This window comes from Streptomyces sp. NPDC048297 (assembly GCF_043201585.1).
Taxonomy (GTDB): domain Bacteria; phylum Actinomycetota; class Actinomycetes; order Streptomycetales; family Streptomycetaceae; genus Streptomyces.
In genome coordinates this window covers 39071-65708 of sequence record NZ_JBICZA010000028.1, presented here as the reverse complement: position 1 = coordinate 65708, position 26638 = coordinate 39071, and the positions used below count along the sequence as shown (strand labels likewise).

At 70.7% G+C, this 26638-nt stretch carries 25 protein-coding genes and 1 pseudogene; 12 read left to right on the top strand and 14 right to left on the bottom strand.

Annotated elements, in window-relative coordinates; translation table 11 throughout:
* Positions 1-376: 376 nt before the first annotated feature.
* Positions 377-1075: a copper homeostasis protein CutC gene (locus ACGFYV_RS27175; protein ID WP_393881100.1), complete on the top strand. Its 699-nt coding sequence runs from the start codon at positions 377-379 to the stop codon at positions 1073-1075.
* Between the two features lie 45 nt (positions 1076-1120).
* On the opposite strand, the gene ACGFYV_RS27170 is transcribed toward ACGFYV_RS27175, so the two are convergent.
* Positions 1121-1477, bottom strand: a complete 357-nt coding sequence (locus ACGFYV_RS27170; protein WP_393881099.1) for a hypothetical protein — start codon at positions 1475-1477, stop codon at positions 1121-1123.
* Between the two features lie 72 nt (positions 1478-1549).
* Between ACGFYV_RS27170 and ACGFYV_RS27165 the strand changes: the two genes are divergently transcribed.
* On the top strand, positions 1550-1735 hold the full coding sequence (locus tag ACGFYV_RS27165) for a hypothetical protein (protein ID WP_393881098.1): 186 nt from the start codon (positions 1550-1552) through the stop codon (positions 1733-1735).
* Between the two features lie 211 nt (positions 1736-1946).
* Here ACGFYV_RS27165 and ACGFYV_RS27160 read toward each other — a convergent pair whose 3' ends face one another.
* On the bottom strand, positions 1947-4106 hold the full coding sequence (locus tag ACGFYV_RS27160) for a HelD family protein (protein WP_393881097.1): 2160 nt from the start codon (positions 4104-4106) through the stop codon (positions 1947-1949).
* Positions 4107-4562: 456 nt separating this feature from the next.
* Here ACGFYV_RS27160 and ACGFYV_RS27155 point away from each other — a divergent pair, with 456 nt between their 5' ends.
* Together ACGFYV_RS27155 and ACGFYV_RS27150 are read left to right on the top strand one after the other, a co-directional pair.
* Entirely contained in the window at positions 4563-4745 is a 183-nt protein-coding gene (locus ACGFYV_RS27155) for a hypothetical protein (RefSeq protein WP_393881096.1), read from the top strand.
* Between the two features lie 18 nt (positions 4746-4763).
* Positions 4764-5978, top strand: a complete 1215-nt coding sequence (locus ACGFYV_RS27150) for a glycosyltransferase 87 family protein (protein ID WP_393881095.1) — start codon at positions 4764-4766, stop codon at positions 5976-5978.
* On the opposite strand, the gene ACGFYV_RS27145 is transcribed toward ACGFYV_RS27150, so the two are convergent.
* Complete coding sequence (locus ACGFYV_RS27145; RefSeq protein ID WP_393881094.1) at positions 5936-7576, bottom strand: DNA repair helicase XPB; 1641 nt, start codon at positions 7574-7576, stop codon at positions 5936-5938. The two genes, ACGFYV_RS27150 and ACGFYV_RS27145, sit on opposite strands and share 43 nt — an antisense overlap.
* A 61-nt stretch (positions 7577-7637) precedes the next feature.
* Here ACGFYV_RS27145 and ACGFYV_RS27140 point away from each other — a divergent pair, with 61 nt between their 5' ends.
* Entirely contained in the window at positions 7638-9077 is a 1440-nt protein-coding gene (locus ACGFYV_RS27140; RefSeq protein ID WP_393881093.1) for a recombinase family protein, read from the top strand.
* A complete protein-coding gene (locus ACGFYV_RS27135; protein ID WP_393881092.1) occupies positions 9067-9255 on the top strand; it encodes a hypothetical protein in 189 nt (62 codons plus the stop codon). The genes ACGFYV_RS27140 and ACGFYV_RS27135 overlap by 11 nt, the downstream gene beginning before the upstream one ends.
* Positions 9256-9319: 64 nt before the next feature.
* Here the strand turns inward: ACGFYV_RS27135 and ACGFYV_RS27130 are convergent, their stop codons facing one another.
* Positions 9320-11896, bottom strand: a complete 2577-nt coding sequence (locus tag ACGFYV_RS27130; protein ID WP_393881091.1) for a helicase-associated domain-containing protein — start codon at positions 11894-11896, stop codon at positions 9320-9322.
* Positions 11897-12035: 139 nt separating this feature from the next.
* Here ACGFYV_RS27130 and ACGFYV_RS27125 point away from each other — a divergent pair, with 139 nt between their 5' ends.
* Both ACGFYV_RS27125 and ACGFYV_RS27120 read left to right on the top strand, forming a co-directional pair.
* Complete coding sequence (locus tag ACGFYV_RS27125; RefSeq protein WP_393881090.1) at positions 12036-13127, top strand: hypothetical protein; 1092 nt, start codon at positions 12036-12038, stop codon at positions 13125-13127.
* Between the two features lie 357 nt (positions 13128-13484).
* Positions 13485-14111 (top strand): HAD family hydrolase, encoded by a 627-nt coding sequence (locus ACGFYV_RS27120; RefSeq protein ID WP_393881089.1) that lies wholly within the window; start codon positions 13485-13487, stop codon positions 14109-14111.
* Here ACGFYV_RS27120 and ACGFYV_RS27115 read toward each other — a convergent pair.
* The gene (locus ACGFYV_RS27115) at positions 14087-14338 is read right to left on the bottom strand and encodes a hypothetical protein (protein ID WP_393881088.1); all 252 of its coding nucleotides are present in this window, start codon (positions 14336-14338) and stop codon (positions 14087-14089) included. The genes ACGFYV_RS27120 and ACGFYV_RS27115 overlap by 25 nt on opposite strands.
* Before the next feature lie 143 nt (positions 14339-14481).
* On the opposite strand from ACGFYV_RS27115, the gene ACGFYV_RS27110 reads away from it, so the two are divergent.
* A complete protein-coding gene (locus ACGFYV_RS27110) occupies positions 14482-14838 on the top strand; it encodes a VOC family protein (RefSeq protein WP_393881087.1) in 357 nt (118 codons plus the stop codon).
* A 278-nt stretch (positions 14839-15116) separates the two neighbouring features.
* Here the strand turns inward: ACGFYV_RS27110 and ACGFYV_RS27105 are convergent, their stop codons facing one another.
* The 3 genes and pseudogenes from ACGFYV_RS27105 to ACGFYV_RS27095 form a co-directional block, all read right to left on the bottom strand.
* Complete coding sequence (locus ACGFYV_RS27105; protein WP_393881086.1) at positions 15117-16469, bottom strand: MFS transporter; 1353 nt, start codon at positions 16467-16469, stop codon at positions 15117-15119.
* Between the two features lie 518 nt (positions 16470-16987).
* Positions 16988-17245: pseudogene (locus ACGFYV_RS27100) on the bottom strand (transposase); the annotation flags it as partial.
* Positions 17246-17461: 216 nt separating this feature from the next.
* Complete coding sequence (locus ACGFYV_RS27095) at positions 17462-18889, bottom strand: IS1380 family transposase (RefSeq protein WP_393881085.1); 1428 nt, start codon at positions 18887-18889, stop codon at positions 17462-17464.
* 353 nt (positions 18890-19242) lie between these two features.
* On the opposite strand from ACGFYV_RS27095, the gene ACGFYV_RS27090 reads away from it, so the two are divergent.
* Positions 19243-19470 carry a winged helix-turn-helix domain-containing protein gene (locus tag ACGFYV_RS27090; RefSeq protein WP_393881084.1) on the top strand — a complete coding sequence of 76 codons (228 nt, stop codon included), beginning with the start codon at positions 19243-19245 and terminating at the stop codon, positions 19468-19470.
* A 121-nt stretch (positions 19471-19591) separates the two neighbouring features.
* Positions 19592-19975: a cold-shock protein gene (locus tag ACGFYV_RS27085; RefSeq protein ID WP_393881083.1), complete on the top strand. Its 384-nt coding sequence runs from the start codon at positions 19592-19594 to the stop codon at positions 19973-19975.
* A gap of 91 nt (positions 19976-20066) precedes the next feature.
* On the opposite strand, the gene ACGFYV_RS27080 is transcribed toward ACGFYV_RS27085, so the two are convergent.
* The 4 genes from ACGFYV_RS27080 to ACGFYV_RS27065 all read right to left on the bottom strand — a co-directional run bounded on the left by ACGFYV_RS27080 (position 20067) and on the right by ACGFYV_RS27065 (position 23798).
* Positions 20067-20936, bottom strand: a complete 870-nt coding sequence (locus ACGFYV_RS27080) for a 1,4-dihydroxy-6-naphthoate synthase (protein WP_393881082.1) — start codon at positions 20934-20936, stop codon at positions 20067-20069.
* Positions 20923-21699, bottom strand: a complete 777-nt coding sequence (locus ACGFYV_RS27075; RefSeq protein ID WP_393881081.1) for a futalosine hydrolase — start codon at positions 21697-21699, stop codon at positions 20923-20925. The genes ACGFYV_RS27080 and ACGFYV_RS27075 overlap by 14 nt, the downstream gene beginning before the upstream one ends.
* A gap of 26 nt (positions 21700-21725) precedes the next feature.
* Positions 21726-22199 (bottom strand): DUF2771 domain-containing protein, encoded by a 474-nt coding sequence (locus tag ACGFYV_RS27070; RefSeq protein ID WP_393881080.1) that lies wholly within the window; start codon positions 22197-22199, stop codon positions 21726-21728.
* Positions 22200-22397: 198 nt separating this feature from the next.
* Positions 22398-23798, bottom strand: a complete 1401-nt coding sequence (locus tag ACGFYV_RS27065) for an MFS transporter (protein ID WP_393881079.1) — start codon at positions 23796-23798, stop codon at positions 22398-22400.
* 388 nt (positions 23799-24186) lie between these two features.
* On the opposite strand from ACGFYV_RS27065, the gene ACGFYV_RS27060 reads away from it, so the two are divergent.
* A complete protein-coding gene (locus ACGFYV_RS27060) occupies positions 24187-25113 on the top strand; it encodes a DUF3027 domain-containing protein (RefSeq protein WP_393881078.1) in 927 nt (308 codons plus the stop codon).
* Here ACGFYV_RS27060 and ACGFYV_RS27055 read toward each other — a convergent pair.
* Both ACGFYV_RS27055 and ACGFYV_RS27050 read right to left on the bottom strand, forming a co-directional pair.
* A complete protein-coding gene (locus ACGFYV_RS27055; RefSeq protein ID WP_393881077.1) occupies positions 25104-25667 on the bottom strand; it encodes a Uma2 family endonuclease in 564 nt (187 codons plus the stop codon). The genes ACGFYV_RS27060 and ACGFYV_RS27055 overlap by 10 nt on opposite strands.
* A 1-nt stretch (position 25668) precedes the next feature.
* Positions 25669-26529, bottom strand: a complete 861-nt coding sequence (locus tag ACGFYV_RS27050) for a helix-turn-helix domain-containing protein (RefSeq protein ID WP_393881076.1) — start codon at positions 26527-26529, stop codon at positions 25669-25671.
* Positions 26530-26638 lie beyond the last annotated feature (109 nt).

Below are 26638 nucleotides of genomic sequence, written 5' to 3'. Positions count from 1 at the left end.
CACCGTGGCCTACTCCCAGCCGAGTGAGCCGTCGTCGCGTGCAACGGCCGTGCATTCCGCTGTCTCCTCGCCGGATTCCAGGGCATGGGCTGTCTGTTCCAGGAGATCGGCGAAAGAGGTCCACAAGCCGACCGATGCGCTGTCGTGGGTGAGGAGTTCACCGACGCTGCCTTGACGCGGGCCTGGACGCTGGTCCACGAAGAGGGTGTCACCGCTGATGGTGGTACCAGCTGGTGGGGCCGGTGGGGCCGGTGGGGGTGGTGGCGGTGGTGGGGAGGGAGCTGAACATCTTCAGGTGAGAGGGGCTCGGGCGGGCGGGGTGCGGGCGTACTCTTGAATTGGACTAGACCTGTAGCCCGCCGATGAATGGGGTGCCATGAGCAAGCGTGCAGTCCTGGAGGTGATCGCCCTCGACGTCGAGGACGCGGTCGCCGCCCAGGCCGGAGGCGCGGACCGCCTGGAGCTGGTCACCGAGATGGCGGCCGACGGGCTCACCCCCGCGCCGGCGACGGTCGCCGCGATCAGGGCCGCCGTCGACATCGACCTGCGCGTGATGCTGCGGCTGGCGGACGGTTTCGCGGCCGGTGACGTGGACCGCCTGGTGGAGGTCGCCGGCGAGATGCGGGGCGCGGGCGCGGATCAGTTCGTGCTCGGGTTCCTCGACACCCACGGGGGTGTCGACCTGGCCGCGGTGGAGCGCGTCGTCGGTGCGCTCGGCGGCTGCCGCTGGACCTTCCACCGGGCGATCGACCGGGCCGCCGACCGCGGCGCCCTGCGCAAGCAGCTCGCCGACCTGCCCGGCCTGGACACCTACCTGACCGCCGGTTCCGCCACCGGCGTGGACGACGGCCTGCACACTCTCTTCGCCGAAGCGGGCCGCCGAGGCGAACCCGGTTACGGCCAGACCCTGCTCGTCGGCGGCGGCCTCCGCCTCGAACACCTCCCCGCCCTCCGCCGCGCCGGCCTCGACGCCGTCCACATCGGCGGCGCCGCCCGGCCGGCGGGCTGGGAGGGGCCGGTCTCGGCGGAGGCGGTCGCGCGGTGGCGGGCGGTGCTGGACGCGGGGACCGACTGACACGGGCTCAGCCGACTCGTATGCGCTCAGCCGACTGGCACGGGCTCACCGGAGGGGATGCAGGCACAAGGAGATGTCGCCGTCCTTGCTGTACTCGGGGTAGGCGATGTAGTCCCCGTCCGCGCACGTGCCGCCCGGCGGCTCGGTGACCTTGAACTGTGCCTCGGTGGAGCCGCAGTTCACGGCTTGGAGATCCTGCTCGGGCCACGTGGCGCTGTTGCGGGCGCACGATCCGACCGTCAGGGTCGGCCGGCTGTCGTCGGAGCCGCCGGTCGTGAGACCGATGAGGATCAGGACCGGGACGGCAGCCGCCACCAGCCCGGCCAGGCACAGCGGTATCAGGGCGAGTTTCCGGCCGGCCGCCTGAAGATCGGCTTGCCCGGGTCCAGCGGAGGCCGCCACCCGGGCGCGACCGGTGCCGGCATGCGCCCGATGGCGGAGAGAACGCGAAGGTTGGCCAGCAGGGTGAGGGGCGTGAAGAAGACCGACAATGGCCCCCACCAGCCCAAGAGCATGGTGTCCGCCTGCATGTCCCGGAACGAGGCCAGCGCGCAGGTACGGCAGAACATCCCCTCCCGCCGCAGGAACCGCATCACCAGCACCATGCCCTGGTGGCCGCGGATCAGCATCGGCGCGGCCGGCGAGGCCCCGCACACGTGACACGCCGTCGCTGCCGGGGATGGGTACGGGGCAGGGGCCGGGTACGGGTACGGGTACGGGTACGGGGCAGGGGTCGGGTTCGAGTACGAGTGCGGGTACGGACCAGGGTGCTGCGGATACACGGGACGTGACGGCGGCGGCGTGGTCAACGGAGGCCTTTCCAGGGGAACATGCCGGGACGGCACAGCACCCTACTGAACGGCCCCGTGCCTCACTGTGCGACCTGCGCGACCTGCGCGACCTGTGCGCCCTGCGCGCCCTGCGTGAGCTGCGGAGGCAGCGGCGCCGCGTGCGTGACGATCAGGCCCGACACCGCTCGGGTCAGAGCAACGTACAGGCGGCGCAAGCCCGTTCGCTCGTCGGGTTCGCCGTCGACCACCGCCTGCGGCTCGTCCAGGACGACGTAGTCGTACTCCAGGCCCTTGGCGAGGGAGGCCGGGACGAGGGTCAGCCGGGTCTCGCGGGTGGTCTCCTCGCCCGGGGCCAGGTAGGCGATCCCGGCCGCGGTCAGCGCCTCGGCGAGGGCCGGAACGCGCGCGTCGGCCGCGATCAGACCGGTCGAGCCCTCGTTGCCCAGCAACTCCTCGCAGGCGGCGATCACTTCGGCCGTCTTCTCCGCCGTACGGACCTCGAAGAAGCCGGGGTTCTCACGGACGGAGGCCACCGGGGTGAGGCCGGGGGCGATGTGCGGGAGGAGGCGGGAGGCGTACGTGATCACGTCCGTGGGGACGCGGAAACCGGCCGTCAGCTCCTCGATGACGCCCTCGCGCTTGCCGAGATGGGCCAGCGCCTCGTCCCAACTCCGCGTCGCCCAGGGCGTGGTGCCCTGCGCGAGGTCGCCGAGGACGGTCGCGCTGCCGGTGGTGCAGCGTCGGCCGACGGCCCGGTACTGCATGGGGGACAGGTCCTGCGCCTCGTCCAGGACGACATGGCCGAGCGAGTGCGTGCGCTGGATCAGGTCGGTCGCCTCGTCGACCAACACCGCGTCCGCCGCCGACCACTTGGCCGACTTCACGCTGCGCACGGGCTTCGCCCACAGGATCGTCTTCTGCTCGTCCTCGTCCAGGATCCCGGCGGCGTGCTCGGCGAGGAAGTCCGCGTCGGTCAGCAGCCGCAGCACCAGCTTCGCCGGGTCGACCACCGGCCAGCACACCTTGACGGCCGCCTTCACCGCGCTGTTGCGGGCGACCGCGTCCTGCACCCGGTCGTCCGGCGCCTCGCCGGCCCGCTCCATCTGCACCAGCACCGCGTGCGCGATCCGCTGCGGCAGGGCCTCGCGGGCGGCGCCGTAGCGGATGTCCCGTGCGAGCAACTCCCGTACGAGTTCCTCCAGTTCGTACGACGGAACACGCCAGCGCCGTGATCCGCGCACCACGACGACCGGCTCGGTGGGCAGGGTCACATGGGAGTACAGGGCCCGGCGCAGCACCTCGGCCGTCCGGGCGTCGCCCTTGATGATCGCGGCGGGCGCGTCGTCCGTACCGCGCACCTCCACGTGGGAGACCAGGTCGTCCACGGTCGCCTGCTGCACGCTCAGCTCGCCGAGCGCCGGCAGGACCTGCTCGATGTAGTGGAGGAAGGACCGGTTCGGCCCGATGACGAGCGTGCCGGTGCGGGCGAGCCGATCCCGGTGGGCGTACAGCAGATAGGCGACGCGGTGCAGGCCGACGGCGGTCTTGCCGGTGCCGGGTCCTCCCTGGACGCAGACCGTGCCGGACAGCCCGGAGCGGACGATCTCGTCCTGCTCGGGCTGGATGGTGGCGACGATGTCCCGCATGGGGCCGACGCGCGGCCGTTCGATCTCCTGCTGGAGCAGCTTGCTGGTGGCGGCGGTCTCGGCGGGGTCGGAGAGGTGCTCGTCCTCGTACGCGGTCAGGTCGCCGCCGGTGTAGCCGAACCGCCGGCGCAGCCCGACGTCCATCGGGTCCTTCTTCGAGGCCCGGTAGAACGGCTGCGAGACCGGGGCGCGCCAGTCGATGACCATGGGGTCGCCGTCGGCGTCGTGCACATGCCGCCGCCCGATGTAGAACTGCTCGCCCTCGGCCCCTTCGGCCTGCGACGCGCCCGGGGCGTGCAGGTAGTCGAGCCGCCCGAAGAAGAGGGGGGTGTCGCTGAGGTCGGCCAGCGCCTTGATGCGGTCGTCGATCTGGCGGGCGAGCACGGCCGCGTTGACCCAGTTCGCGGTGACGTCCTTGATGTCCAGCGCCTCGACGTCCTCGCGCATGGCGCGCAGGGCGGCGCGGGAGCCGGCGAGGTGGGACCGCTCTCGCGCGAGCGGGTCGCTCACGGGGGCGTCGAGAGGGTCGCCGAGGGGGTCGCTCGCGGGGGCATCGAGGGGGTCGCCGAGGTGGTCGCGGGCGGGCGTGGACAAGGGAGTGCCTCCGGGTGGTGGGCCTGATGCGTGCGGTACGCGGCTACGACGTGTGCCGTCCGGTTTCCGGTACGACGAACGCCGTCCGGTTCGGGTACGACGCGTGCCGTCCGGCTTCCGGTACGACCTGTGCCGTCCGGTTTCCGGCCGGACGACGGCACTCCGTGGGGGAGGCGGGCAAGAGCGGAGATTCTAGGCGGGCGACGGTCACAGGGCCAATGGATTTTCCTGCCGCCGATTCCGTGTCGGTTTTCCCGCGCCCTTTCCCTTGCGCCCCCGCGCTTTCCCGCGCGCCCTCCCCCCCACGCCCTCCCTCGCGCCCTTTCCCGTGTGCCCCTAGGGGACAGGGGCCGTCGGGTGTAGGGGAGAGGTCCACCCGGGGGGCGAGCCGGAGGCCTCCAGAATTGGACCCGGAGACCGATGCCGGATCGATGGGCGAAGTTCCACTATGGAGACATGAGCGCAGCAACCATTTCCCCAGCCCCGACCCGACCACCGACCGGCGCCACGGCCATGGACGGCCCCCGCCACCACCCACTGGGCAACGCCCTGCGTGCGATCAAGGTCTACGTGGAGGCCGCGTTGCGTGTCGTGATCCTCGGTGAGTACGGCGAGGAGGCGGGCATACGCCACAAGTGACCGCATAGGGTCGTCCCCGTGCCGAAACGGTCGGTGATGTCCCTCCCCTTGCTCGCGGTCCCCCTGCTCGCCGTCTCCTTCTGTTCCTTCGCCGCCCTGTGCGTGCTGCAACGGGCCCCGATGGCCGACCTGCTGGTCTACCGGGCCGAGGGCACCGCGGTGTCCCACGGCAGTGACCTGTACGGCTTCACGGTCACCGAGTGGCGGCTGCCGGCGACCTACCCGCCCTTCGCGGCGGTTCTGTTCGTCCCCACGACGTGGATCCCGGTCCCGGCCCTGAAAGCGGCGTTCCTCGCGGTCAACGCGCTCCTGCTCACCGGCCTCGTCGCCCTCTCCGCGCGCCTGGCCTCCCGCACCCTCCCCCTGCCCGTCCTGTGCACGGCCACCGCCCTCGCCGTCTGGCTCGAACCGGTCTTCCAGACGCTCCTGTTCGGCCAGATCAACCTCGCCGTCACCTGCCTGGTCCTCTGGGACCTGACCCGCCCACCCCGCACCCGCCCCGCAGTCCGCCCCACAGGTCGCGCCACCGGCCTCGCCCTCGGCCTGGCGGCGGGGATCAAGCTCACACCGGCGATCTTCATCGCCTACCTGTTCCTGCGCGGACGCAGAAGGGAGGCGGCCACGGCGACGGCCGCCTTCCTCGGCACGGTCCTGCTCGGCGCCGTGCTGCTTCCCTCCGCCACCGCCGAGTTCTGGACCGCACGCCTCTACGACACCGGAAGGGTGGGCAAGGCATGGATCGTGGACAACCAGTCCCTGCAGGGCATGATCGCCCGTGCGCTGCACGACCCGGCACCGGGCCTCGCCTGGGCGGTGCCGGCGGCGGCCGTGGGCACGGCGGGACTGTGGCTGGCGGTCCGCGCGGGCGCCCGCGCCGAGCGGTACGGCGTCCTCCTGACCGCCCTCACCGCCCTGCTGGTCTCCCCGATCAGCTGGTCCCACCACTGGGTGTGGTGCGTGCCGTTCCTCGCGGTGCTCCTGGCCGAGGACCGCGTCCGCCTCGCGGCCCTGACCGCGGCCCTCTTCACCGCCCGCACCCTGTGGCTGGTCCCGCACGAGGGCGACCGGGACCTGCGGCTGCCCTGGTGGGAGCAGCCCCTGGCGTCGCCGTACCCGCTGCTGGGCCTGGCCCTGCTGGGCACGGCGACCTTCGTCACCCAGCGCTCGCGGCGGATCCCCGCGGGGGCGGCTCAGCCCTCGGAGAGGATCTCGTCCGCGTCCACGATCCGGTAGGCGTAGCCCTGCTCGGCCAGGAAGCGCTGGCGGTGTGCGGCGAAGTCCTGGTCGATGGTGTCGCGGGCGACGACCGAGTAGAAGTGGGCCTGGTGGCCGTCGGCCTTCGGACGCAGCACGCGGCCGAGGCGCTGGGCCTCCTCCTGGCGGGAGCCGAAGGTGCCGGAGACCTGGATGGCGACCGTGGCCTCGGGCAGGTCGATGGAGAAGTTGGCGACCTTGGAGACGACCAGCACGCTGATCTCGCCCTCACGGAAGGCGTCGAAGAGCTTCTCGCGCTGGGCGTTGGACGTCTCGCCCTTGATGACGGGGGCGTTCAGATGCTCGCCCAGCTCGTCCAGCTGGTCGATGTACTGGCCGATGACGAGGATCTGCTGCCCCGCGAACCGGCGGACGATCGCCTCCGTCACCTTCCGCTTGGTGTCGGTGGTGGCACAGAAGCGGTACTTCTCCTCGGTCTCGGCGGTGGCGTACGCCAGCCGCTCGGAGTCCGTGAGGGTGACGCGGACCTCGACGCAGTCGGCGGGCGCGATGTAGCCCTGCGCCTCGATCTCCTTCCAGGGCGCGTCGAACCGCTTCGGCCCGATCAGAGAGAACACGTCCGACTCGCGGCCGTCCTCACGCACCAGGGTCGCGGTCAGCCCCAGCCGGCGCCGCGCCTGGAGGTCGGCCGTGAACTTGAAGACGGGGGCCGGCAGCAGGTGCACCTCGTCGTAGACGATCAGACCCCAGTCCCGCGAGTCGAACAGCTCCAGGTGCGGGTAGACGCCTTTCCGCCGGGTCGTCAGCACCTGGTAGGTGGCGATCGTGACGGGCCGGATCTCCTTCCTCGTCCCGCTGTACTCGCCGATCTCGTCCTCGGTCAGCGAGGTCCGCTTCACCAGCTCGTGCTTCCACTGCCGCGCCGAGACGGTGTTGGTGACGAGGATCAGGGTGGTCGACTTGGCCTGCGCCATGGACCCGGCGCCGACCAGCGTCTTGCCCGCACCGCAGGGCAGGACGACCACACCGCTGCCGCCGTGCCAGAAGTTCTCGACGGCCTGCTTCTGGTACGGGCGCAGCGTCCAGCTGTCCTCCAGCAGCTCGATCGGATGCGCCTCACCGTCCACGTACCCGGCGAGGTCCTCGGCGGGCCAGCCCAGCTTCAGCAGGGTCTGCTTGATCTGCCCGCGCTCGGAGGGGTGCACGACCACGGTGTCCTGGTCGATGCGCGCCCCGACCAGCGGGGCGATCCGCTTGGACTTGAGCACCTCCTCCAGCACCGGCCGGTCGGTGGTGGTGAGGACGAGCCCGTGCGCGGGGTGCTTGCTGAGCGTCAGCCGCCCGTAGCGGTCCATCGTGTCCGCGATGTCGACCAGCAGCGCGTGCGGCACCGGATACCGGCTGTACTGCACGAGCGCGTCGACCACCTGCTCGGCGTCGTGCCCCGCCGCCCGCGCGTTCCACAGCCCGAGCGGCGTGACCCGATAGGTGTGGATGTGCTCGGGCGCCCGCTCCAGCTCGGCGAAGGGCGCGATGGCCCGACGACAGTCGTCCGCCTGCTCGTGATCCACCTCAAGCAGCAGGGTCTTGTCGGACTGGACGATTAGGCAGGACACACATACCTCCACGGATTGGATCTCCAGCGTGACAGACAGCGCACCTGCCACGGCTCGGGCCATGCCCCGTGCCCGGCGCCGGAAGGGCGTACCGGCCGGCGCGCCGGGGATGCGCGCCGCTCTCTATGTTCGCCTATCCCGTGAAACGGACGAGACGACTTCTCCTGAGCGCCAGCGTGCGGCATGTGAGGCGCTGTGCGAGGCACGTGGCTGGGACGTCATAGCCGTCGAGGAGGACATCGACGTCTCCGGCTTCTCCCGGGGGCTCGACCGGCCCGGACTGCAACGCATCCTGACCCGGCTCGCCGAGCTGGACGTGATCGTGTTCTTCAAGATCGACCGGCTCGCACGCTCGACGGTCGACTTCGCGGAGATCATGCGGCTCGTCGAGCACCAGAGCGTGGCGCTCGCGTCGGCGACGGAGCCCCTCGACCTCACGTCGTCCATGGGCCGGGCCATGGCCAAGGTGATCGCCGTCTTCGCGGAGCTGGAGTCCGACACCATCGGCATGCGGGTGTCCAGCGCCCATGAGCACCTGCGCCGCGAGGGCCCCTACACCGGCGGCCGGGTCCCGTACGGGTACATGGTCGTCTCCAATCCCAACGGGGCGGGCAAGGTCCTCACGGTCAACGAGGACGAGGCCAGGACGATCAAAGGGATCGTGGAGCGGGTGTTGGCCAAGGACTCGCTGATGCAGATCATCAACGACCTCAACAAAGAGGGCATTCCCTCGCCCGGTCACACCTCACGCCAGACCTCGGGGAAGCGCAGCGACTCCAGGCAGTGGTACACGACGACGCTGCGCAAGCTCCTGGGCAATCCGCAACTGCTCGGCCAGGTGATCGAGGACGGAATGCCGATCCTGCGGACGGACGGGCTGCCCCTGGTCAACCGCCCGCCGATTCTCGACACGGACACCTGGCAGGCACTCCAGGACGAGCTGCGGCGTCGGGCCAACCCGGCGGAGAAGCGCCGTGAGGGGACATCGCTGCTGCGCGGCATCATGCACTGCGGAGTCTGCGGTGAGCGCATGTACACCTTCAGCGGGCGCGACGATCAGCTCCGGTACCGGTGCATCGGTCCGCTGAAGTACCGCCAGCGGACGGCCAAGGGGGACGCGAAGCCGGGCGAGAGGTGCTACGGGCCGACCGTGGCCGGGGTGACAACCGAGGCGTACGTCACCGAGGAGTTCCTCGCGAAGTACGGGCACCTTCCCGTGATGCGGATGGTCCAGGAGGTGGGCGAGGACTTCCGCCCCCAGATCCGGCAGGCCGAGGAAGCCCTGTCCGACTTGCAGAAGGACCACTACGACCGGGGTCTGTTCAAGGGCGACGACGGTGCGCGGCGGTGCGCGGCGGTACGCGGAGCAGTACGCCAGGCTGGAAGACCGCCTGGCTTCCCTGAGGGAGAAGCAGCGAACGGCGAAGCCCGGCGGTGTGAAGGCGGAGCCGACCGGGGAGACGCATGCCGAGCAGTGGAGGCGCTCGGACGTGGCCGGTAAGCGGGACCTGCTGCTGAACGCGGGTGGCTACGTGGAGGTGGCACCCGCGCGGCGCGGCGGGAAGAAACTGGACACATCGCGGCTGTCGGTGCACTTCGGTGAGGAAGGGCACCTGCACCGGGCGGCAGCGGAGAAGAGGAGCGGGCACGGCGGGACGTCCCAGAACGACGCAGGCTGACGCCGCCGGGCCTGAGTCCGGTCGAGCGGTCCGGTCGCGCGGTCCGGTCGCGCGGTCCCGGGGGCTAGTCGTCGGCCAGTTCGGCGACGCCCGTGACGCGGTGCAGGGGGTAGGTGCGGACTTCGTCGGCGGTGTGGTCGTAGGCGGTGACGAAGCCGCCTTCGACGCGGATGGGGGCGATGACGCGCTGGCTGGCGGAGCCCTCGGCGTTGACGTAGCCGATCCACAGGGACTCGCCGGTCAGGACGGCGGCCTGCATGGTGGCCAGGGTCTCGGCGGGGCCGGTGCGGGGGAGTTCGCCGCCGGTCAGCGGGGTGTCGGCGGACTTGCGCGGGGTGGTGGCGGCCAGGTCGCCGGCCCGGATCGCGCGGATGGCGGCGGTGAGGAGGGTGGAGTCGGGCGGGGGCGGGCCGTCCGGTACGGGTTCGGGTGCGGTGCGCGGCGGGGTGCGGTGGGCGTCGGGGCGGGTGATCAGGACGTCGCCCTCGGCGGACTCGGCGGCGGGCGCGTAGCCCATCGCGCGCAGGCCCTCCAGCAGGGTGCCGGGGTCGGCCTGGGCGGCCAGCACGGTCGGGGCGAGGCGGCGCAGGCGCAGGGTGGCGGCGCGCTTGTCGGCGAGGATCTCGTTCAGCAGGGCGTCGTCGTCGCAGCGCACGTACGCCGAGGCGGCGCCGATCCGCAGATGGCCGTGCTTGCGGGCCACGTCGTCGATCAGGTAGGTCAGCGGCTGCGGGACGGGGGTGCGGGAGTGTGCGGCGAGGAAGGAGTGCAGGTCGGCGGCGGTTCGGCCGACGTCCAGGGCGCGGCGGACGGAAGCCGGGGTGAAGCGGTAGACGGTCGCGCCGCCCTTGGACTCGACGTCCGCGAGCACGCCGAGCATGGCGGCGAGCGGTCGTCGCAGCGGGCCGGGGGCGACCGCGGTCAGGTCGGCCTGGAGGAGGACGTGGTCCAGGGGCTCGGGCAGCAGGGGTGCCAGGAGCCGGGCCGCGGCGGCGGTGGCCGTGGTCTGTTCGGCGGCGGAGAGGGGTTCTGCGGGCGGATCCGCAGGGGTGGGGTGGTGGTGATGGTGGTGATGGTGGACGGGCAGTTTGTCGCCGGGGCCGGTCGGCTGTGCGGGGTGGGTGGGCTGTGCGGGGTCGGCGGGTGCCGGGGCGGGGGCGCCCAGCAGTGCCCTGCCCTGGGCGGACAGCGCCCCGCGTCCGGTGATGCCCAGCAGCTCCGCCTCCGACAGGGTCCAGCGGGCCAGGCGCGAGCGCAGGTCCTCCTCGTCGCCGGGCCGGGGGCCGCGCGGCGGCCGTTCCCAGCGCAGCCGGGCCAGCACCGATTCGGCGGAGGGCGCGGTGCCGACCGGGAGCCCGGCGAGCAGGGTCAGCACCCGGTGCCGTACCTCGGGCGCGGCCGAGCGGTCGAGTCCGGGGCCCAGCGCGGACAGCGCCCGGTCCTTCGCGTCCCGCCCGCCGACGACTCCCGGGGTGCGGGTGACGGTCAGCCAGGTCTCGGCGAGGTGGCCCCAGCGTTCGGCGGCGGGCCGCTCCAGCCAGTCGTCGTAGGCGGGGGTGGCGGCGTACCGCTCGTCGGCCTCGCCGTCGGAGGCGAGCAGGCCGGCGGCGTAGGCCAGTTCGACCCAGAACACGGCGACCGGCTCGGGCACGTCCAGGGCGACGGCGGTCCGTTTCAGGTCCCGCACGCTCAGTCCGCCGGCCCGCAGCACGGCGGGACCGCCCTCGTCCCAGTCCTTCAGCAGCTCCTCGACGGTGGCGAGGGCGGTGTAGGCCTGCCCGGCGGCCGTCGCGTCCACCATCCGCGCCGCGTGCACGGCGGCCGGTTCGACGGCGGGCGGCAGGGGTTCGGGGGTCCGGTGGGCGCGGCCCTCGCGCAGGTGCAGGGCGACCTCGCGGGGCAGGACGACGGTGCCCGGCGCGGTCGGCAGCAGCAGGCCGTGGTCCAGCAGCCAGCGCAGGTGGGCGGCCGGTTCCGCGGTGACCTGCCCGTACGGCGGCCCCCACATGAGCCGGGACAGCACCTCCCGGGAGGCCTCCGAGGCCCCGGCGAGCAGGCCGGCCATCCGCTTGCGGTCGGTGAACAACTCGGTGAGCGCGGCGACGGCGGAGACCGAGTCGTGGGTCGAGGGCAGTCCGGCGGTGGTGACGATCTCCTGCATCCGCCCGGGGGACATGCCCGAAGTGGCCTCCTGCACGCTCGGTCCCAGGCCGGTCGGGGAGGGGTGCTGCGGGGACGGCGCGAGCAGTTCGCGGGCGGTGCGCACCAGTCGCAGCCGGTCGTCGTCGCCCCACACCAGGGCCTGTTCGCGCAGGGTGGCGACGGCGCGGGGCAGCGCGGCGGTGACGGCCCGGTCCCGGGCGTCCCCGGCCAGCAGGCCGAGCAGGCTGTCGTACGACGCCGGGTCCGGGGCGACGGCCAGGGCCTCCGCGGTCTGCAGGGCGAACCGGTCCAGGCGTTCGAGGGCGCGCAGGACGGAGGCGCGGGTGCCGGCGCGGGTGGCCAGCTGGGTGAGGTCGGTGGGGACGGGGGTGATGAGATCGGGTCGGCTGCGCAGGAGCGCGGACAACGAGGCGTCGTCCCGCGCGCGGAGTGCTTCCGCGAGGGACCGGGGTGCCGCCGGCTTCTCCTCGGTGCTCATCTGACTCACGTTAGCGGTTGCCGTGGGCGGGGGCTGCGCCCGCGTGCGCTCTCTTCGGCGCGCGACTGCGCTCTCCGCGGCGCCGGACTGCGCTACCTTCCTCACGGGGTTGTGCCGCCGTCGCCCCGGAGGGGTTCCGTTGGGGATCGAAAGCGACCAGGTCGTCTACGAGTATCTGAGCCGTGTCGGGGACATCGCTCAGCAGCGGCAGTTGCCGTCGTCCACGCGGATGCGGCTGGTGTCGGAGTTGCGGAACGAGATCGACCGGCACCGGGCGAAGGTGACCGTGGACAGTCCCGCGGCCGTCCGCCGCATTCTCGACCGGATGGGCAGCCCGGACGAGGTGGTGGAGGCGGCGGGTGGCTCCGCCGGGGGTGCCGGGTCCGGTGCTGGTGCCGGTGCTGGTGGCGTGCGGGTGCCTCAGCCGCCGGCCGCGGCGGTGCCGGTGCAGCCGGCGGCGGGGGAGCGGGAGCCGAAGGCTGCTGGGCCGGGGGCCGAGTCGGGGGATGGGGAGAAGCGCAGGGGGCTGCGGAGGGTGGTTCCGCGTCCTCGGCCCGCGGAGCCGGCGCCGCCCGCTCCGGCCGGTGGTGCGTCTCCGCCGCATCTCGCGCCGGCGCATGAACTCGGGGACAGCGTTGTCGAGCCCGACTGGTGGCGGGTGGAGGGCAGCGGGTTCGGTTCGGCGGGTGGGGATCATGTGCCGGGGTTCGTCGGTGGGGTGGAGATTCCGGACCTGCTCAAGCGGCCACCGATGGGGGAGGAGGGGGCGGAGAAGGAGGAGGCGGGACGGGGGCCCGGTCGGGAGCGCGGTGAGGAGAAGCAGGCGGATCCCGATCCCGATCCTGATCCCGTCGTCGCCCCGCGCCGTGCCCGGCGTCTGCTGCCTCGTCCTGCGGCCGGCTGGACCAATCCCCTGCTGCTGTTGGCCGCTGCGGCGTTGGTCGTCGGTGCGGTGCTCGGTAACTGGTTCGCGCTGATTCTCGGGTGGCTGATCGCGTACGGGTCCCGCAGGCTGAGCCCCGCCGAGTCCAAGTGGGCTGTCTTGGTCATCCCCGGCCTCTCCGCCGCCTCGGGTCTTCTCTGGCTGTGGGGGCGTGGCAGTGGGCGCTGGGGGGATCCGATCGCGCAGGGGCATATGGGCGATGCGCTCGCCGAGACGTGGCCGTGGGTGGTGAGGGGGGCGGCGGTGGCGTCGGCGGTGTTCCTGCTGTGGCGTTCCCAGCGCAAATAGCCTCTGGCGGGCGGGGTCTCCGGGTGCGGGTCCGTCACGGCCGTTCGCGCAGTTCCCCGCGCCCCTGGGGAGTTGGGGGTTGGCGTCGGTTTTCGCGTGTGGGTGGTTCCTCGTGCTCCTTCAGGACGCCTGAGTGCACGTATCCAGGGGCGCGGGGAACTGCGCGACCGGCTGCGACGAGCCGGTACCCGACGTCCCGCAGCACCCCCACTGCAGCGAGCCCGCCTCAGCCACCCCGCCGCACCCCCCAGGGGCGCGGGGAACTGCGCGAACGGGCACAGCGGACCCGCACTCGGTGATGTAGGCGCGGCCCCCTCCACGTATCCCGTCGGCCAGGCCCCCGGAGGGGACGGCAGAATGGGGGGCATGACCCTTACCGTCGGCTTCGATCTGGATATGACGCTCATTGATTCGCGTCCGGGGATCAGGGCGTGCTACCTGGCGCTGGCGGAGCGTACGGGGACGTACATCGATGCGGATCTCGCGGTGACGCGGCTGGGGCCGCCGTTGGTGGAGGAGTTGATCAACTGGTTCCCGGAGCACGAGGTCCCGGCGATCGCGGACCTGTACCGGGAGATGTACCCGGCGATCGCCATCGCCGCGACCCCCGCCATGCAGGGTGCGCGGGAGGCGGTGGGCGCGGTGCGTGCGGCCGGTGGCCGGACGATGGTGGTCACGGCGAAGTACGAGCCGAACGCCAAGCTGCACCTGAACCACCTCGGCATCGAGCCCGACGTGGTCGTGGGCGACCTGTGGGCCGAGCAGAAGGCGGCGGCACTGCGCGAGCACGGCGCGGCGGTGTACGTCGGCGACCACGTCGGTGACGTGCGCGGAGCGCGCATGGCGGGCGCGCTGTCGGTCGCCGTGGTGACGGGGCCGTGCGACGGTGACGAACTGCGGGCCGCCGGCGCGGACGTCGTGCTCGACGACCTCGCCGCGTTCCCGTCCTGGCTGGCCGGCTACCGCGCGGCGCCCCGCGCCTGACGCCGCCCGGCCGCGACCGACCGCAGCACGCCGGCACCGGCGACGAGGAAGCCGACGCCCATGAGCATGCTCATCCCGAACATGTACGTGGGGAAGGGCTTCGCACCGAGGAACAGCGGGGCCACGGTGACCAGTGTGGCCACGGCTCCGACGAAGAAGACGATGACACCGGCGCGGACCAGTCGGTCACCGGGCCCGGCGGAATTCGTTTGGGTTTTGTCACGCACCGGACCAGGGTAGTCCCCTGCGCGAGAGAACGACCGGGCGACGTCTTGTCACCCGCCCGAAGACCATTAGCCTCATTGGAGATATCCGCCGGCTCCGGCCCAGAATCGCTGCGCAGATGTCCCTACATGCGAACGGAACTGCCATGCAGACGATCTGGATCGAGATTCCTGCCGAGGACCTGAAGCGGGCGAAGCGTTTCTACGAGGCGGTCTTTCAGCACGAGCCCACCGAGATCGTGGACATGGGAGTCCGGCGCATCACGATCCTGCCGGGCACGCCGAGCGTCTCGCTCAACCAGACGGACGGTTTCGTGCCGTCGACCCTCGGGGCACTTCCGTACTTCCACGTCGACGAACCCTTGTCCGAGGCACTTGAGCGCGTGACCGCGAACGGCGGGAGCGTCGCCGACCCGACCGAGGAACGTCCGGGAAACGGGTTCTTCGCCCTCGTGCTCGACTTCGAGGGAAACGCGGTCACCCTGCACTCGGCGCAGAAGTAGCCCCGCGCCGACCGTCACGCGGCGCCGGCTCGGCTCCCTGCCGCGTCTGCTCTCCACCCCTCCCCCGTGGAAGCCATGAACAGCGGTCCGAGCTGCTCTTTCCGGATCCGTCCGAAAGGAATTCTGTGATGAAGAAGCGCTTTCGCGCCTGGGCGGCGCCCTTGGTCGCAAGGCGGCCCACACAGTCCGCTGAGGCACCCCGCAGACCTGTACCTACCGCCGCGTCCCCACACGGCGGTAGGTACAGCTGTTCGCTGTGAAGGCGCTGGTGGGTGCATTCAAGGGCCCTCGATATCGAAATGGCGGACGAGGGATGAACGAGCCACCCACACGAATCCCAGAGCGGCCCCGGCAGCTCCCACCCAAAGGGTCGACTTCATACCAAATGAAGCCGCGATGAGCCCTCCCGCCAGCGCACCTACGGGGCGCATCCCGAAGCTAATCGTCTGGAACACGCCCCGGACGCTCGCGCGCATTTCATTCGGCACCACAGCCGTGAATACAGCACCAATACTGGAATCCCTGATGATCATTCCAGCACCTGACACCAGGGCCTGCAGCAGAATTGCACCCGAGACGAAAGCGGCAGACCCTTTGACCATAGGGATAATAATTCCGGGGGTACAGTAAAGGACGAACCCTGCAATCAGGGTTCGCCCTACGCCGATGCGACGAGCCATGCGATTCAGTACCAGCGACCCAGCGATGCCCCCCAGAGCTGTCACGCTATAGTAGAGACCGATGGCCCATGCACTCAAATGCAGGGACCTGACAAGGTAGACGATGAAAACCGCGTTGATGACATTAAGGAACAGATTGCACCACGCCGTTGCGTACAATATTGATCTAATGATGGGATACCTCGGACGAAAATTAAATCCATTTGACGGAAGATATCGCACCCCATGCGAATCGGAACCGGGAGAGGCTGGCAATGCACCCCGAAGGAGAGCCGCAGAGATCAGAAAGGAAATTCCGTCGAAAAGCAGCGCAAACGGCGCCGTGACAACCTGGACGATGAGGCCACCAACCGTCGGACCGAGAAGAAAGGCGACCTCTCGTCCCCCCTGGAGAAGCGACTGCGCCGACACATAATCCTCGGGCTGCACGAGCAACCCGAATACAGAAATGTCGCTGACATCAAAGAGCACAGAGAAGAAGCCCAGCAAAAAAACAAGGAAACAGAGGTTCCAGAACTGAAGTACATGAAGCGCATTGAGCAAGGCGACCGAGCAAGCCAGAACGAATCGGGCGAAATCTGAGCCGGCCATGACTTCTTTCGGGCGACCCAGGCGGTCCACCCACCTACCCGCGGGAATGGAGAAAAGGAGGCTCGGTAGCCAGGTCAGCGCCACAAGAAGACTGACCTGAGATGTTCCAGCCCGCAAGCTGACTGTGGCCACCAGCGGTATCGCCAGGACGGCTACACCGTCTCCGACAGTGGAGACGACTGACGCAGTCCAATATCGTCGGAAAACTCTGTCCCGTGCAGGCTCGGGGATTTTCTGAGAAATCCTTCCTCGCCAGGACCTAGAGTTACTTCGCGCCACCGGAACGACAAGTTTCTCCACCGTGAAATTCTCTTCCTTCAGCACGGCATGACAAAGGGGGTGCCAAGTGATTTTGAGCACCCCCTTTCCTTACCTGCTCAATGACTTACCAGACGCCACCACGCATGCCAGTCACCTCCTTCATATTCAATAGCCTTCGATTCTCATCCACAGGCCAAGTTGCCGGATGTCGCGCTGCATTATCGGCTTATTCACTGACGTCCTGCAACCTGCCCACAGGTCAAGGTTGAAACACCTGTACGCTTTTGACCCTATTTATGGTTTCACGATGCACTTATGGCCGCGAGAGCGTCCCGTTCGTACAGGCGGGCCATACCGAGCATCGCTGCTTTCCGGACGTCAGCCGGGCTTTCGGTGTCCGGCTCCACACCAGGCTCGCTCCGTCGGCTTCGATGCCGTGCCTGACCCGGTGAAGCGCCGTACCATCGCACGGGGCGGTGGGGCTGCCCGCGCCACGCTCTGACTGGCCACCAGTCGATCCGGGAAAGGGCCGACATGCGACCGCCCGGGACATGGCCGCAGATGATGACAGGTGCACATCGGCCCGCATCCGGGATCCTTGCGGTGGCCTGGGAAGACAGGTGACCATTCTTGAAGCGGGCGCCGTTGCGGACGAGAGCGACGAGGTGGGGTGCGGTGATCGCGCGCCAGCGGGTCTGGGTGGACTCGCCGAGCTTGAACACCATCGTCAGGGCCGCGATGGGACTGCCGGCCCCACGGGTGACTTTGGTCCGCAACTTCACGGTGCTGAAAGTACTCTCGATGGGATTTGTCGTGCGCAGGTGCACCCAGTGTTCCGCGGAGAAGTCGTAGAACGCGAGGAGCTCGTCGGTCTCGCCGCCGACCATGACCGCACCCCTATCCGCGCTACCTCTAGCCTCGATTCGTCAGTGGTCGTGAGCGCATGACGGTGCTGCCGGTTCGCCCCGTTTGTCCCGCGTGATCGCGGGCGGGGGCTTCGCGTGTCGCTGCGGCTGCGCCGGGGTTCCACGGCTCCCGGAGGCGGCGCGGGTGTCCTTCTTCCTTGTCTCAAGGAGCTGGTGGGCTGGTCGTCAGGTGAGGACCGGGAGGGTGTTCAGCCGTTGCCAGCAGGTGGTGAACGCCTGGGCCCAGGGCCAGGTCGCCTCGAGACGCAGCCAGCGGCGGCGGGCGTGATCGGCGAGGCGGGCGGGCAGGTGGTAGAGGCGGAACCGCATGGTGTCCGGCTCGGCGTCGGTCAGATCGTCGATGTCGTGGAGTGCCAGCAACCGCAGCCACGCGTCGAGATCGGCGGCGAGGTTCGCGGCGAGTACCCAACCGCGGTTGACCTCCCACGATGCGGAGGGCAGGTTGTCCAAGCCCATGGCCTTGTTGGTGTGTACCCGGTCTTCCACGGACGCGTGCGAGCGGTGCAGCACGTCCAGGAACTGGGCGTGACCTGAGCCGGCGATGCCCCACATGCGGCCGATGTTGGTCGCGGTGATGCCGTAGCGCCAGCCCGTCTTCTTCTCGAAGGCGGTCAGTTTCTTCAGATGCCGTCGGGTCGGACGCATCCGGCGCACGATCAGCCGCATTCCCTCCGGCCAGCCCTCGCGGGTGTTCAGTCCGGTCAACCCGGCGACGAAGTAGCCCTCTTGGAGGCTGCCGTCCTGGTGCAGCGAGGTCTCCCAGGCGGCCTCGGGCAACTGAGCGATGGCCTGCTCGTCGTCTTCAGTGATCTTCCAGCCGACGGTGTAGCGGACCGTGCGCCGCGTGGTGTTCAACGCTTCGAGGTGTTCCAGCAGGCCATGGGTGGCGCCGTCGCCGTCCGCCCGGATGAGGATCTTCGCAGCCGAGGAGCCGGGAATCTGCGCAAGTGCGTCGGTGAGCACGCAGATGTGGTCGGCCACCGTGTTGGCTCCCGCGTTCCCCGGCCGCAGCAGCATGGCCAGAGATTCGGTGGTGTTCGCACACCATGCGGCCAGTGGATGAAACCCGAACGTCTTCTTGAAGGTGACCGCCGCCCCGGCCTTCTTCGACGTCGCCGTGATGACCGTGGCGTCGAGATCGATGACGATCCAGCCGGTCAGCCGCATGCCCGCCACTGTCAGCCACGGGAAGCCGCCCGGCCGTAGATGCAGCAGGCTCCACACGTGGCGACGCACCCTCGCCCGCGCCCTGGCGATCGCCGCCAGGGCGGTCTCGTCGAGCGTGGCAAGAGTGCGGCGGGCGGTGGAGTCCGAGGCCGCAGGCCCGAACAGCAGCCGGTGATGCAGCTGCAGTTGCTCGGCCTCCGACAGGTTCGCTGCCCCGAGCACGATTGCGACCGTGAGCTGGACCAGCACCCCCGCGCGGTCCCGCCAGCCGGCCGCCGTGCTGGACGGCAGCACCCAGGCCAGCGCGTCCGTCAGCCCCGTCCGGTCCGCGCACCGGCGCAGCAGCACCGCCCCGGCATGCCCGATCAGTCTCTTCCCGTCGGCCACCACGGACAGCCGACGATCCCAGCCTGTACGCTCAACCACCAGAAAGGTGCCCTGACTTCTGCAGCGGATACGACCTAGACACTCGCATCCTCGCAGGTCAGCGGCACATTTCTGCTATCAGGGTGTCAGGTCATCCAATTCCGCCCGGGGTTGATGTTCCGTCAGTGATCAGATGTGCGCGCTTGCCCTCTGGTCCGTTCCAAGGCAACAGCCGGACAACGCCACGTCCGTCCGTGTCGATAGGCTCTGCCATGTCATCCCTGCTTTCGTCAGGTGTGGCCACGCCCCCGGACCTCTCGCCAGGTCGCGGGGGTCCTTTACTGCCCCCCAGACTAGCTGGGTATCTGACTATCTCGATAGCGCGTTGGGTGAATCTCTCGCACCCTGAATAGGTGGAGATCAACAGAGCAGAGCCGCACTGGCCACAGGTGGCAGAGGAGATCAGGCGACGTATCCGTGAGGGGACGTACGCCCCTGGTGCGCGCGTGCCTGGCACCGTGGCTCTGGCAGCAGAGTTCGACGTCTCCCAGTCGACCGCATCCCGTGCACTGGCCAGGCTCCGCACTGAGGGAGTTGTGTACGTGGTCAGTGGCACTGGCTACTTCGTCTCAGAGCCCTAGGAGCCCTCTGTGTAGCGCCGTTTGTGCTCCTGTCCTGGTGGGGAGAGCCCCGGTAGGCTGTATCAACGGCAGTTCAACAGGGCGTCCGGCCAGTCCGAGCGCGACAGAGGGAGTGTGTGCTTTGCCGACTGGCAAGGTCAAGTGGTTCAACAGTGAGAAGGGCTTCGGCTTTCTCTCCCGTGACGACGGCGGTGACGTCTTCGTCCATTCCTCGGTTCTCCCCGCCGGAGTTGATGTGCTCAAGCCGGGACAGCGCGTGGAGTTCGGCGTCGTCGCCGGTCAGCGTGGTGACCAGGCGCTCTCCGTGACCGTGCTGGAGCCCGCTCCCTCGGTCGCCGCCGCGCAGCGCAAGAAGCCGGACGAGCTGGCCTCGATCGTGCAGGACCTGACGACCCTTCTCGAGAACATCACCCCGCAGCTGGAGCGGGGCCGGTACCCGGAGAAGACCGCCGGGAAGAAGATCGCCGGCCTGCTCCGCGCCGTCGCCGACCAGCTGGACGTCTGAGACGGTGCGCCAGGGGATCTGACGTCTGAGACGGCGCGTCAGGGGATCTGACGTCCCGGACATCAGGGGACCTGCCGTCTGAGACGGCGCGTCAGGGGAAAGCGAGCGCATCCGGGCCGAGGGGCGGTACGAGCCCCTCGGCCGCCGCGCGGGTCAGCAGGCCGCGGATCGCGGCGTAGCCGTCCTCGCCGAGGGTGGAGGTGAACTCGTTGACGTACAGACCGATGTGCTGGTCGGCGACGGCCGGGTCCATCTCCTGGGCGTGTGCCATGACGTAGGGGCGGGAGGCCTCGGGGTCGTCCCAGGCGCTGTGCACCGACGTGTGGATGGCCTCGGCGAGCCGCTTCAGCGTGTCCGCGCCCAGGGAGCGCTTGGCGATGATCGCGCCGAGCGGGATCGGCAGCCCGGTCGTGCGCTCCCAGTGCTCGCCCATGTCGGCGAGCTTGTGCAGCCCGTAGTTCTGGTACGTGAAGCGGGCCTCGTGGATGACGAGTCCGGCGTCCACCTTGCCGTCCCGCACGGCCGGCATGATCTCGTGGAACGGCATGACGACGATCTCGCCGACCCCGCCGGGCAGCGTGTCGGCGGCCCACAGGCGGAACAGCAGGTACGCGGTCGACTTCTCGCTCGGCACCGCCACCGTGCGGCCCGTCAGGTCGGCCCCCGGCTCGCGCGTGAGCACCAGCGGCCCGCAGCCGCGGCCCAGCGCGCCGCCGCACGGCAGCAGCGCGTACTCGTCCAGGACGTACGGCAGGACGGCGTACGACACCTTCAGCACGTCGAACTCGCCGCGCTCGGCCATCCCGTTGGTGATGTCGATGTCGGCGAACGTCACGTCCAGCTTCGGGGCGCCGGGGACGCGGCCGTGGGCGAGGGCGTCGAAGACGAAGGTGTCGTTGGGGCAGGGGGAGTACGCGATCCGCAGGGACTGCTGCTCGCGGGGGGTCTCACTGGTGGTCATGCGGGTTCCAACTCTCCAATGCGGGCGTGAGCTTCCCGAAGCCCTCGGTGAGGGCGGCGAGAGCGTCGCCGATGCGCCAGGCGGCGCGGTCGCGCGGGCCGACCGGGTTGGACACCGCGCGGATCTCCAGCACGGGCACCCCGTGCGCGGTGGCCGCCTCGGCGACCCCGAACCCCTCCATGCCCTCGGCGAGGGCCCTGGGGTGGCGGGCGCGCAGGGCGGCGGCGCGTTCGGCGGTGCCGGTCACGGTGGAGACGGTCAGGATGGTGCCGGGGAGCGCTCCGGTGGCCGCGGACACTTCTCGTACGAGTGATTCCGGGGCCGTGTGGGTGACGGTCCCGAAGCCGAGGTCGGTGACCGGGAGGAAGCCGTCTGCGGTCTCGGCGCCCAGGTCGGCCGCGGTGATCGCGTCGGAGACGACGAGCGAGCCGAGCGGTGCCCCGGGCTGGAAGCCGCCGCCGATGCCGGCCGAGACGACGAGGTCGTACGGGGTGCCGGCGAGCGCGGCGGCGGTGAGGGCGGTCGCGGTGGACGCGGCGGCGAGGGCGGGGCCCACACCGGCGGCCAGCAGGTCGTACCCGACGCAACCAGTGCGCCCCGCGCACTCGGCGTACCCCGTATGCCCGGCATGCCCCGTGTGCCCGGTGGCCGTGCGGTGCACGGTCGCGCCCGGCAGCCGTACCTCCGTGGTGGGCCGGTGCGGGAACGCCCGTGCCACCGCGTCCCGTTCTGCGGGGACGGCGGTGGCCACGAGGATGTTCACGCGGGCGTAGGCCGCGACCGGAAGGGCTAGGCCTTCTTGAGCTTGAAGGTCCACAGGCCCTTGGCCGTCTTCTCGCCCATCTGGATCGAGACCGTGTTGGTGTCGCCCTGGGTGCCGTACTGGGCGTTGAAGAAGGCGCTGCCCGGGATCGTGCGGTACGTCTTCTTGCTGGCGTCGGTGAACTGACGGCCGTTCACCAGGAGGATCCAGCCCTCGTCGGCGATCTTCGGGTCGACGCCGAAGCGGACCGTCTCGTCCTGGTCCACCTTGATGGACTTGATGTCGCCGGCCTTCTTGACGCACTTGGCCAGCGAGGCGGCGTCCAGGGCGTTGCCGTCGTTGTAGCAGAGGGCCTCGGAGTTGACCGAGCTATCGCCGACGGTGACCGTCGAGACGGGCGACGGCTTCTCACAGGCGGACAGGAGGAGCAGTCCGGCGGAAACGGCGCCGGCGACAGCGACGGCGCGGCGGCGTCGCGAGGCGGATTGCAGCGAGGTCATGGCCGAAGGCTATCGGGCACCCGGAGGCGTCCGCCCATGTGGGGTGCGGCGTGCCCGGTTCTTGCCCGGTTCGTTACGCCAGTCGCTGCGCCACCCGCTACACCTCGGGCTACGCCGCTCGCCGCGCCACTCGCCACACCTCGGGCTACGCCGCTCGCCGCGCCACGCATTACGCCAGTCGCCGCGCCCCTCGCCTCGTCACGCCACCCGCGCCCGTGGCCGTCCCCCCTGCCGGGCGGAGGCGAGAAGGCCGCGCAGGGTGGTCACCCATCCGGCGGCCACGATGACGGCGGCGACCGCGAGGCCGAGGGCGCCGTTGAGGGGCATCACGATGCCGACGGCGCCGCCGAACACCCAGGCCATCTGCAGCAGCGTCTCGGAGCGCGCGAACGCCGACGTGCGCACCGCTTCCGGCACGTCCCGCTGGATCAGCGCGTCCAGGGACAGCTTGGCCAGCGCCTGCGCGAAGCCCGCGACCGCGGCGAGGCAGGCCACGAGGACGGCGCCGAAGAACACGGCGGCCACGATCGCCGCACCGAGCACGACGGCGACGACCGTCACGATGATGATCTCCGGCGCCCTCGACCTCAGCCAGGCGCCCACGGCCGTGCCGAGGGCGTTGCCCGCGCCCGCCGCCACGCCGACCATCCCCAGGGAGACGGCCGCGCTCTGCCCGGTCAGCGGCTGCTCGCGCAGCAGGAAGGCGAGGAAGAAGATCAGGAAGCCGGACAGGCAGCGCAGGGCGGCGTTGGCGCCGAGCGCGTGGGTCACGGCGGGGCCGACGGTCCGCAGGCCCGGTTTGCGGCCGTTCTGCGCCTTGCGCCGCGGCCCGTGCAGATGCTGCTCGTCGGCGGCGAGCAGGGCGACGTACTCGCCCTTGGCGGAGTCCACCTTCGGGGGCAGCGAGAAGGACAGGAACATGCCCGCGATGAAGATCACGAAGGCGCCGTAGAGCGGCCAGGGATCCCCGACGGCGTGCAGCCCGGCCGCGATCGGCGCGGCGACGCCGGTGGCCAGGAGCCCGGCGAGGGTGACCCGGGAGTTGGCCTTGACCAGCGAGAACGCGGGCGGCAGCAGGCGCGGTACGACGGCGCTGCGCACCACGCCGTAGGCCCTGGAGGCGACCAGCACGCCCAGGGCGGCGGGGTACAGCTGGATGCTGCCGCTCGCCACGGCCCCGGAGAGGACCAGCGCGAGCAGCGCGCGGGCGAGCATGGCGGCGGCCATGGCGGCGCGGCGGCCGTGCGGGAGCCGGTCGAGGAGGGGGCCGATGACGGGGGCGAGGACGGTGAAGGGGGCCATGGTGATGGCCAGGTACAGGGCGACCCGGCCGCGGGCCTCGTCCGTGGGGACGGCGAAGAACACGGTGGCCGCGAGGGCGACGGTGATCATGACGTCGCCGGCGCCGTTCACCGCGTGCAGTTCGATCAGTTTGCCGAGGCCCGATTCGCCCGCGCCGTGCGCGTGCGTGGCCTTGCGGATTCCGCGGACCGTCCCGGTCACCGGGGAGTGCAGGGCACGTCCGACGGAGCGGACGACACCGCCGACCCGGCCCGACCCGCCTCCGCTCCCCCTGTCCGCGGCTGCCACGTCGTTCATAGTGCCCCGCGGACCCGTCCCGTAGTGCGGTTTACGCCCAAGCGAGTCGGCGGACACGCCCGTCCGTGCCCTCCCGGAGACGGTCCGGTGACAAGTCGGGAAGCTGTCCGGTGACAAGTCGGGAGGCTGTCCGGGGACGGTCTGGAGGCTGTCCGGGGACGGTCGGGGGACGGTCCGGACGGCGGGAAGGGGCGCCGGACTGTCCCCCACCACCGCCAACGGGGTAGCGTGCGTATCTCAGCCATAAAGCAGAATGGATGGCAGAGGTGCGCCCGAGCGCGATCGGACGCGGACGTCGATGCGGCCCACAGGTCCGCTCCGTTCGCTGAACCGCTTCACCGCCGGAGGCATCCGCACTTTGAGACGGCGTAGGAGAGAAGCGATACCTGTGAGCGCAGCGACAACGCGTAGCCGCACCCCCGACCGTCTGTGCGCCGAGGCCGTCGACCTCGCACGCGCCGCAGCCGAGGAGGTCGCCGCGCCGGGAGTGGTCGGTGAGCACGTCGGCCTGGTGTCCGAGGGCGACCGGGTCGTCACGCACTTCTTCGAGTCCAAGGAGCCCGGCTACCGGGGCTGGCGCTGGGCGGTGACGGTGGCCCGCGCCTCCCGCGCCAAGATCGTGACCCTGGACGAGGTCGTCCTGCTCCCCGGCTCCGACGCCCTCCTCGCCCCCGAGTGGGTCCCGTGGAGCGAGCGGCTGCGCCCCGGCGACCTCGGCCCCGGCGACCTGCTCCCCACCGACCAGGAGGACCTGCGCCTGGAGCCCGGCTACTCGGGCGAGGAGGAGCCGGCGCCGAACTCCGTCGTCTCCGGGGAGATGGCCGAGCTGGCGGAGGCGGAGGACGCCGACGTCACCGCCGGCACGCCCGCGGTCCAGCCGATGGCCCCCGTCCGCGGCTCGATCGCCGCGGTCGCCGAGGAACTCGGCATGCGGCGCGCCCGCGTCCTGTCCCGTTACGGCCTCCACGTGGCGGCGGACCGCTGGGAGGACGCCTTCGGACCCAAGACGGCGATGGCCCAGGCTGCCCCCGCCACCTGCTCCTCCTGCGGCTTCCTCAGCCCCATCGGCGGCTCGCTCGGCCAGGCCTTCGGTGTCTGCGCGAACGAGTTCTCCCCGGCCGACGGCCGCGTGGTCTCCTTCTCCTACGGCTGCGGCGCCCACTCCGAGGCCGCCGTCATGCCGAAGCCGCCCCAGCCTGCCGAGCCGGTCATCGACGAGATGAAGGTCGACGTCTTCCCGCTGCGCCCCGCCCGCGACTCGGGCTCGGTCCCGGAGGCGGGCGACGAGGAGACCGCCGAGCTGGGTCACTCGTAGACCGGCAGCCCGTCCGTCGGGATCGTCCAGTCGCCGATGGTGACGTCCTCGCCGTACACGAAGTCCTTGCGGGTCGCGTAGCGCGGCCCGTCAGGGGTGGGGTGGATGTCGGTGAGGACGGCGCCGGTTCCGGTGCGGGGGTCGAAGATCGCGTAGAGGGGGATCCCCATGAGGGGGTGGTCGCGGACCTTGCTCACCCAGTCGTTGTCCGGGTTGGAGCGGGAGACGATCTCGACGGCGGCGATGACCGTGCCGGGATCAAAGGCCCCGTCCCCCTCCATGTCCGCCTCGGCGATCACCAGCACGTCCGGGCGCCGCATGATGCCCTCGGACTCGTCCTCGACATCGGGTCGTCCCGTGTGCGCGACGATCTCGTCCGGCATGACTTTTTCGAGGCGTTTCCGCAGGCGCAGACTGGTCAGCCCATGCGGACCGATCGGCGCCGTCAGGTCGTGGACGATCCCCTTCCCGGTGATCTCGAATCTGCCCGGAACGGTGCCGTCCATGGACTGGACGACGTCCCGCATGGCCCGGTAGACGCGCTGCGCGCTCATGCTAGGCGGCCTCCAAGAGATCGGGTCGGCAGTCGCGGCAGTGGCCTGGTTCGGGGGCGCGGAAGGCGCGGTCGCAGGATTCGCAGGTCTGGAAGGGGTGGCGGACCGGCGGCGGTGGCTCCGGGGCCCGGAACGGTGGCGGAGGGGGCAGCCGGGTGGTGAGGCGATGGGCCAGCAGCGCCGCCGGGCGGCACAGGGGCTCCGCCGGGAGATCCGTGGTCAGGGCTTCCCGTACGGCCGTGGGACTCACGTCCCGTTCCAGCCACGCGGCGACGCCGGGGGCCAGGTGTTCCGTGTCGCGCTCGGAGAGCAGCAGGCGCCGGTCCTCGCGGTAGAGGCCTGCCAGCAGGTCGGTCGCCCGCCGGATGAGTGCGGGAGCGGGACAGGCCGGGCGCGGTACGGGCGGCAACTCCCTGCGCGGCGCCTGCTTCTTCCGTGAGGGCGCGGCCCCTGTCGGCGGCGGGTGGTCGTCCTCGGGGCGTCCCGGCTGGTTGCAGGAGGTCGTCCGCGTGATGATACGGCCGTCCGGCCCGCGTTCCGGCTCGCGCCGCAGGTACCCCTCGGCCTCCAGTTCCCGCAGCGCACGGGCGACACGGATCGCTCCCTCGGGGAAGCGGACGGCGAGCGTCTTGATGTCCACGCGGGCACCGGCCGGAAGCGACTGGATGTACACGCCGAGGCCGATGGCCAGCCCCGAGAGGGTCGGGTGCTGGGCCAAGTGGTTGCCGATCACCGTGAAGTTGGCGGTGTGACGGCTGTTCTCGTGGATCAGCCCCCCGGCCCGGGGCCGCTGAATCGGGTGCTTCTTGGCGCCAACGGCGGACTGGACGCGCGAGGGCGCGCTAGGGTTTTCAGTATCCATTGGGAAGGTCTTGCTTCCTTGGTGGTCAGGCCCCCGATCGGGATCGCTAGTCCCGGCCGGGGGCCGATGCATGTCTGCGACGGCTTTGCTGTTGCACTGAGCGTAGAGC

Coding starts and splice junctions, on each gene's coding strand:
- ACGFYV_RS27175 (WP_393881100.1), top strand. CDS start 377: ATGAGCAAGCGTGCAGTCCTGGAGGTGATCGCCCTCGACGTCGAGGAC.
- ACGFYV_RS27155 (WP_393881096.1), top strand. CDS start 4,563: ATGAGCGCAGCAACCATTTCCCCAGCCCCGACCCGACCACCGACCGGC.
- ACGFYV_RS27140 (WP_393881093.1), top strand. CDS start 7,638: ATGCCCCGTGCCCGGCGCCGGAAGGGCGTACCGGCCGGCGCGCCGGGG.
- ACGFYV_RS27130 (WP_393881091.1), bottom strand. CDS start 11,896: ATGAGCACCGAGGAGAAGCCGGCGGCACCCCGGTCCCTCGCGGAAGCA.
- ACGFYV_RS27120 (WP_393881089.1), top strand. CDS start 13,485: ATGGGGGGCATGACCCTTACCGTCGGCTTCGATCTGGATATGACGCTC.
- ACGFYV_RS27110 (WP_393881087.1), top strand. CDS start 14,482: ATGCAGACGATCTGGATCGAGATTCCTGCCGAGGACCTGAAGCGGGCG.
- ACGFYV_RS27080 (WP_393881082.1), bottom strand. CDS start 20,936: ATGACCACCAGTGAGACCCCCCGCGAGCAGCAGTCCCTGCGGATCGCG.
- ACGFYV_RS27070 (WP_393881080.1), bottom strand. CDS start 22,199: ATGACCTCGCTGCAATCCGCCTCGCGACGCCGCCGCGCCGTCGCTGTC.
- ACGFYV_RS27065 (WP_393881079.1), bottom strand. CDS start 23,798: ATGAACGACGTGGCAGCCGCGGACAGGGGGAGCGGAGGCGGGTCGGGC.
- ACGFYV_RS27055 (WP_393881077.1), bottom strand. CDS start 25,667: ATGAGCGCGCAGCGCGTCTACCGGGCCATGCGGGACGTCGTCCAGTCC.
- ACGFYV_RS27050 (WP_393881076.1), bottom strand. CDS start 26,529: ATGGATACTGAAAACCCTAGCGCGCCCTCGCGCGTCCAGTCCGCCGTT.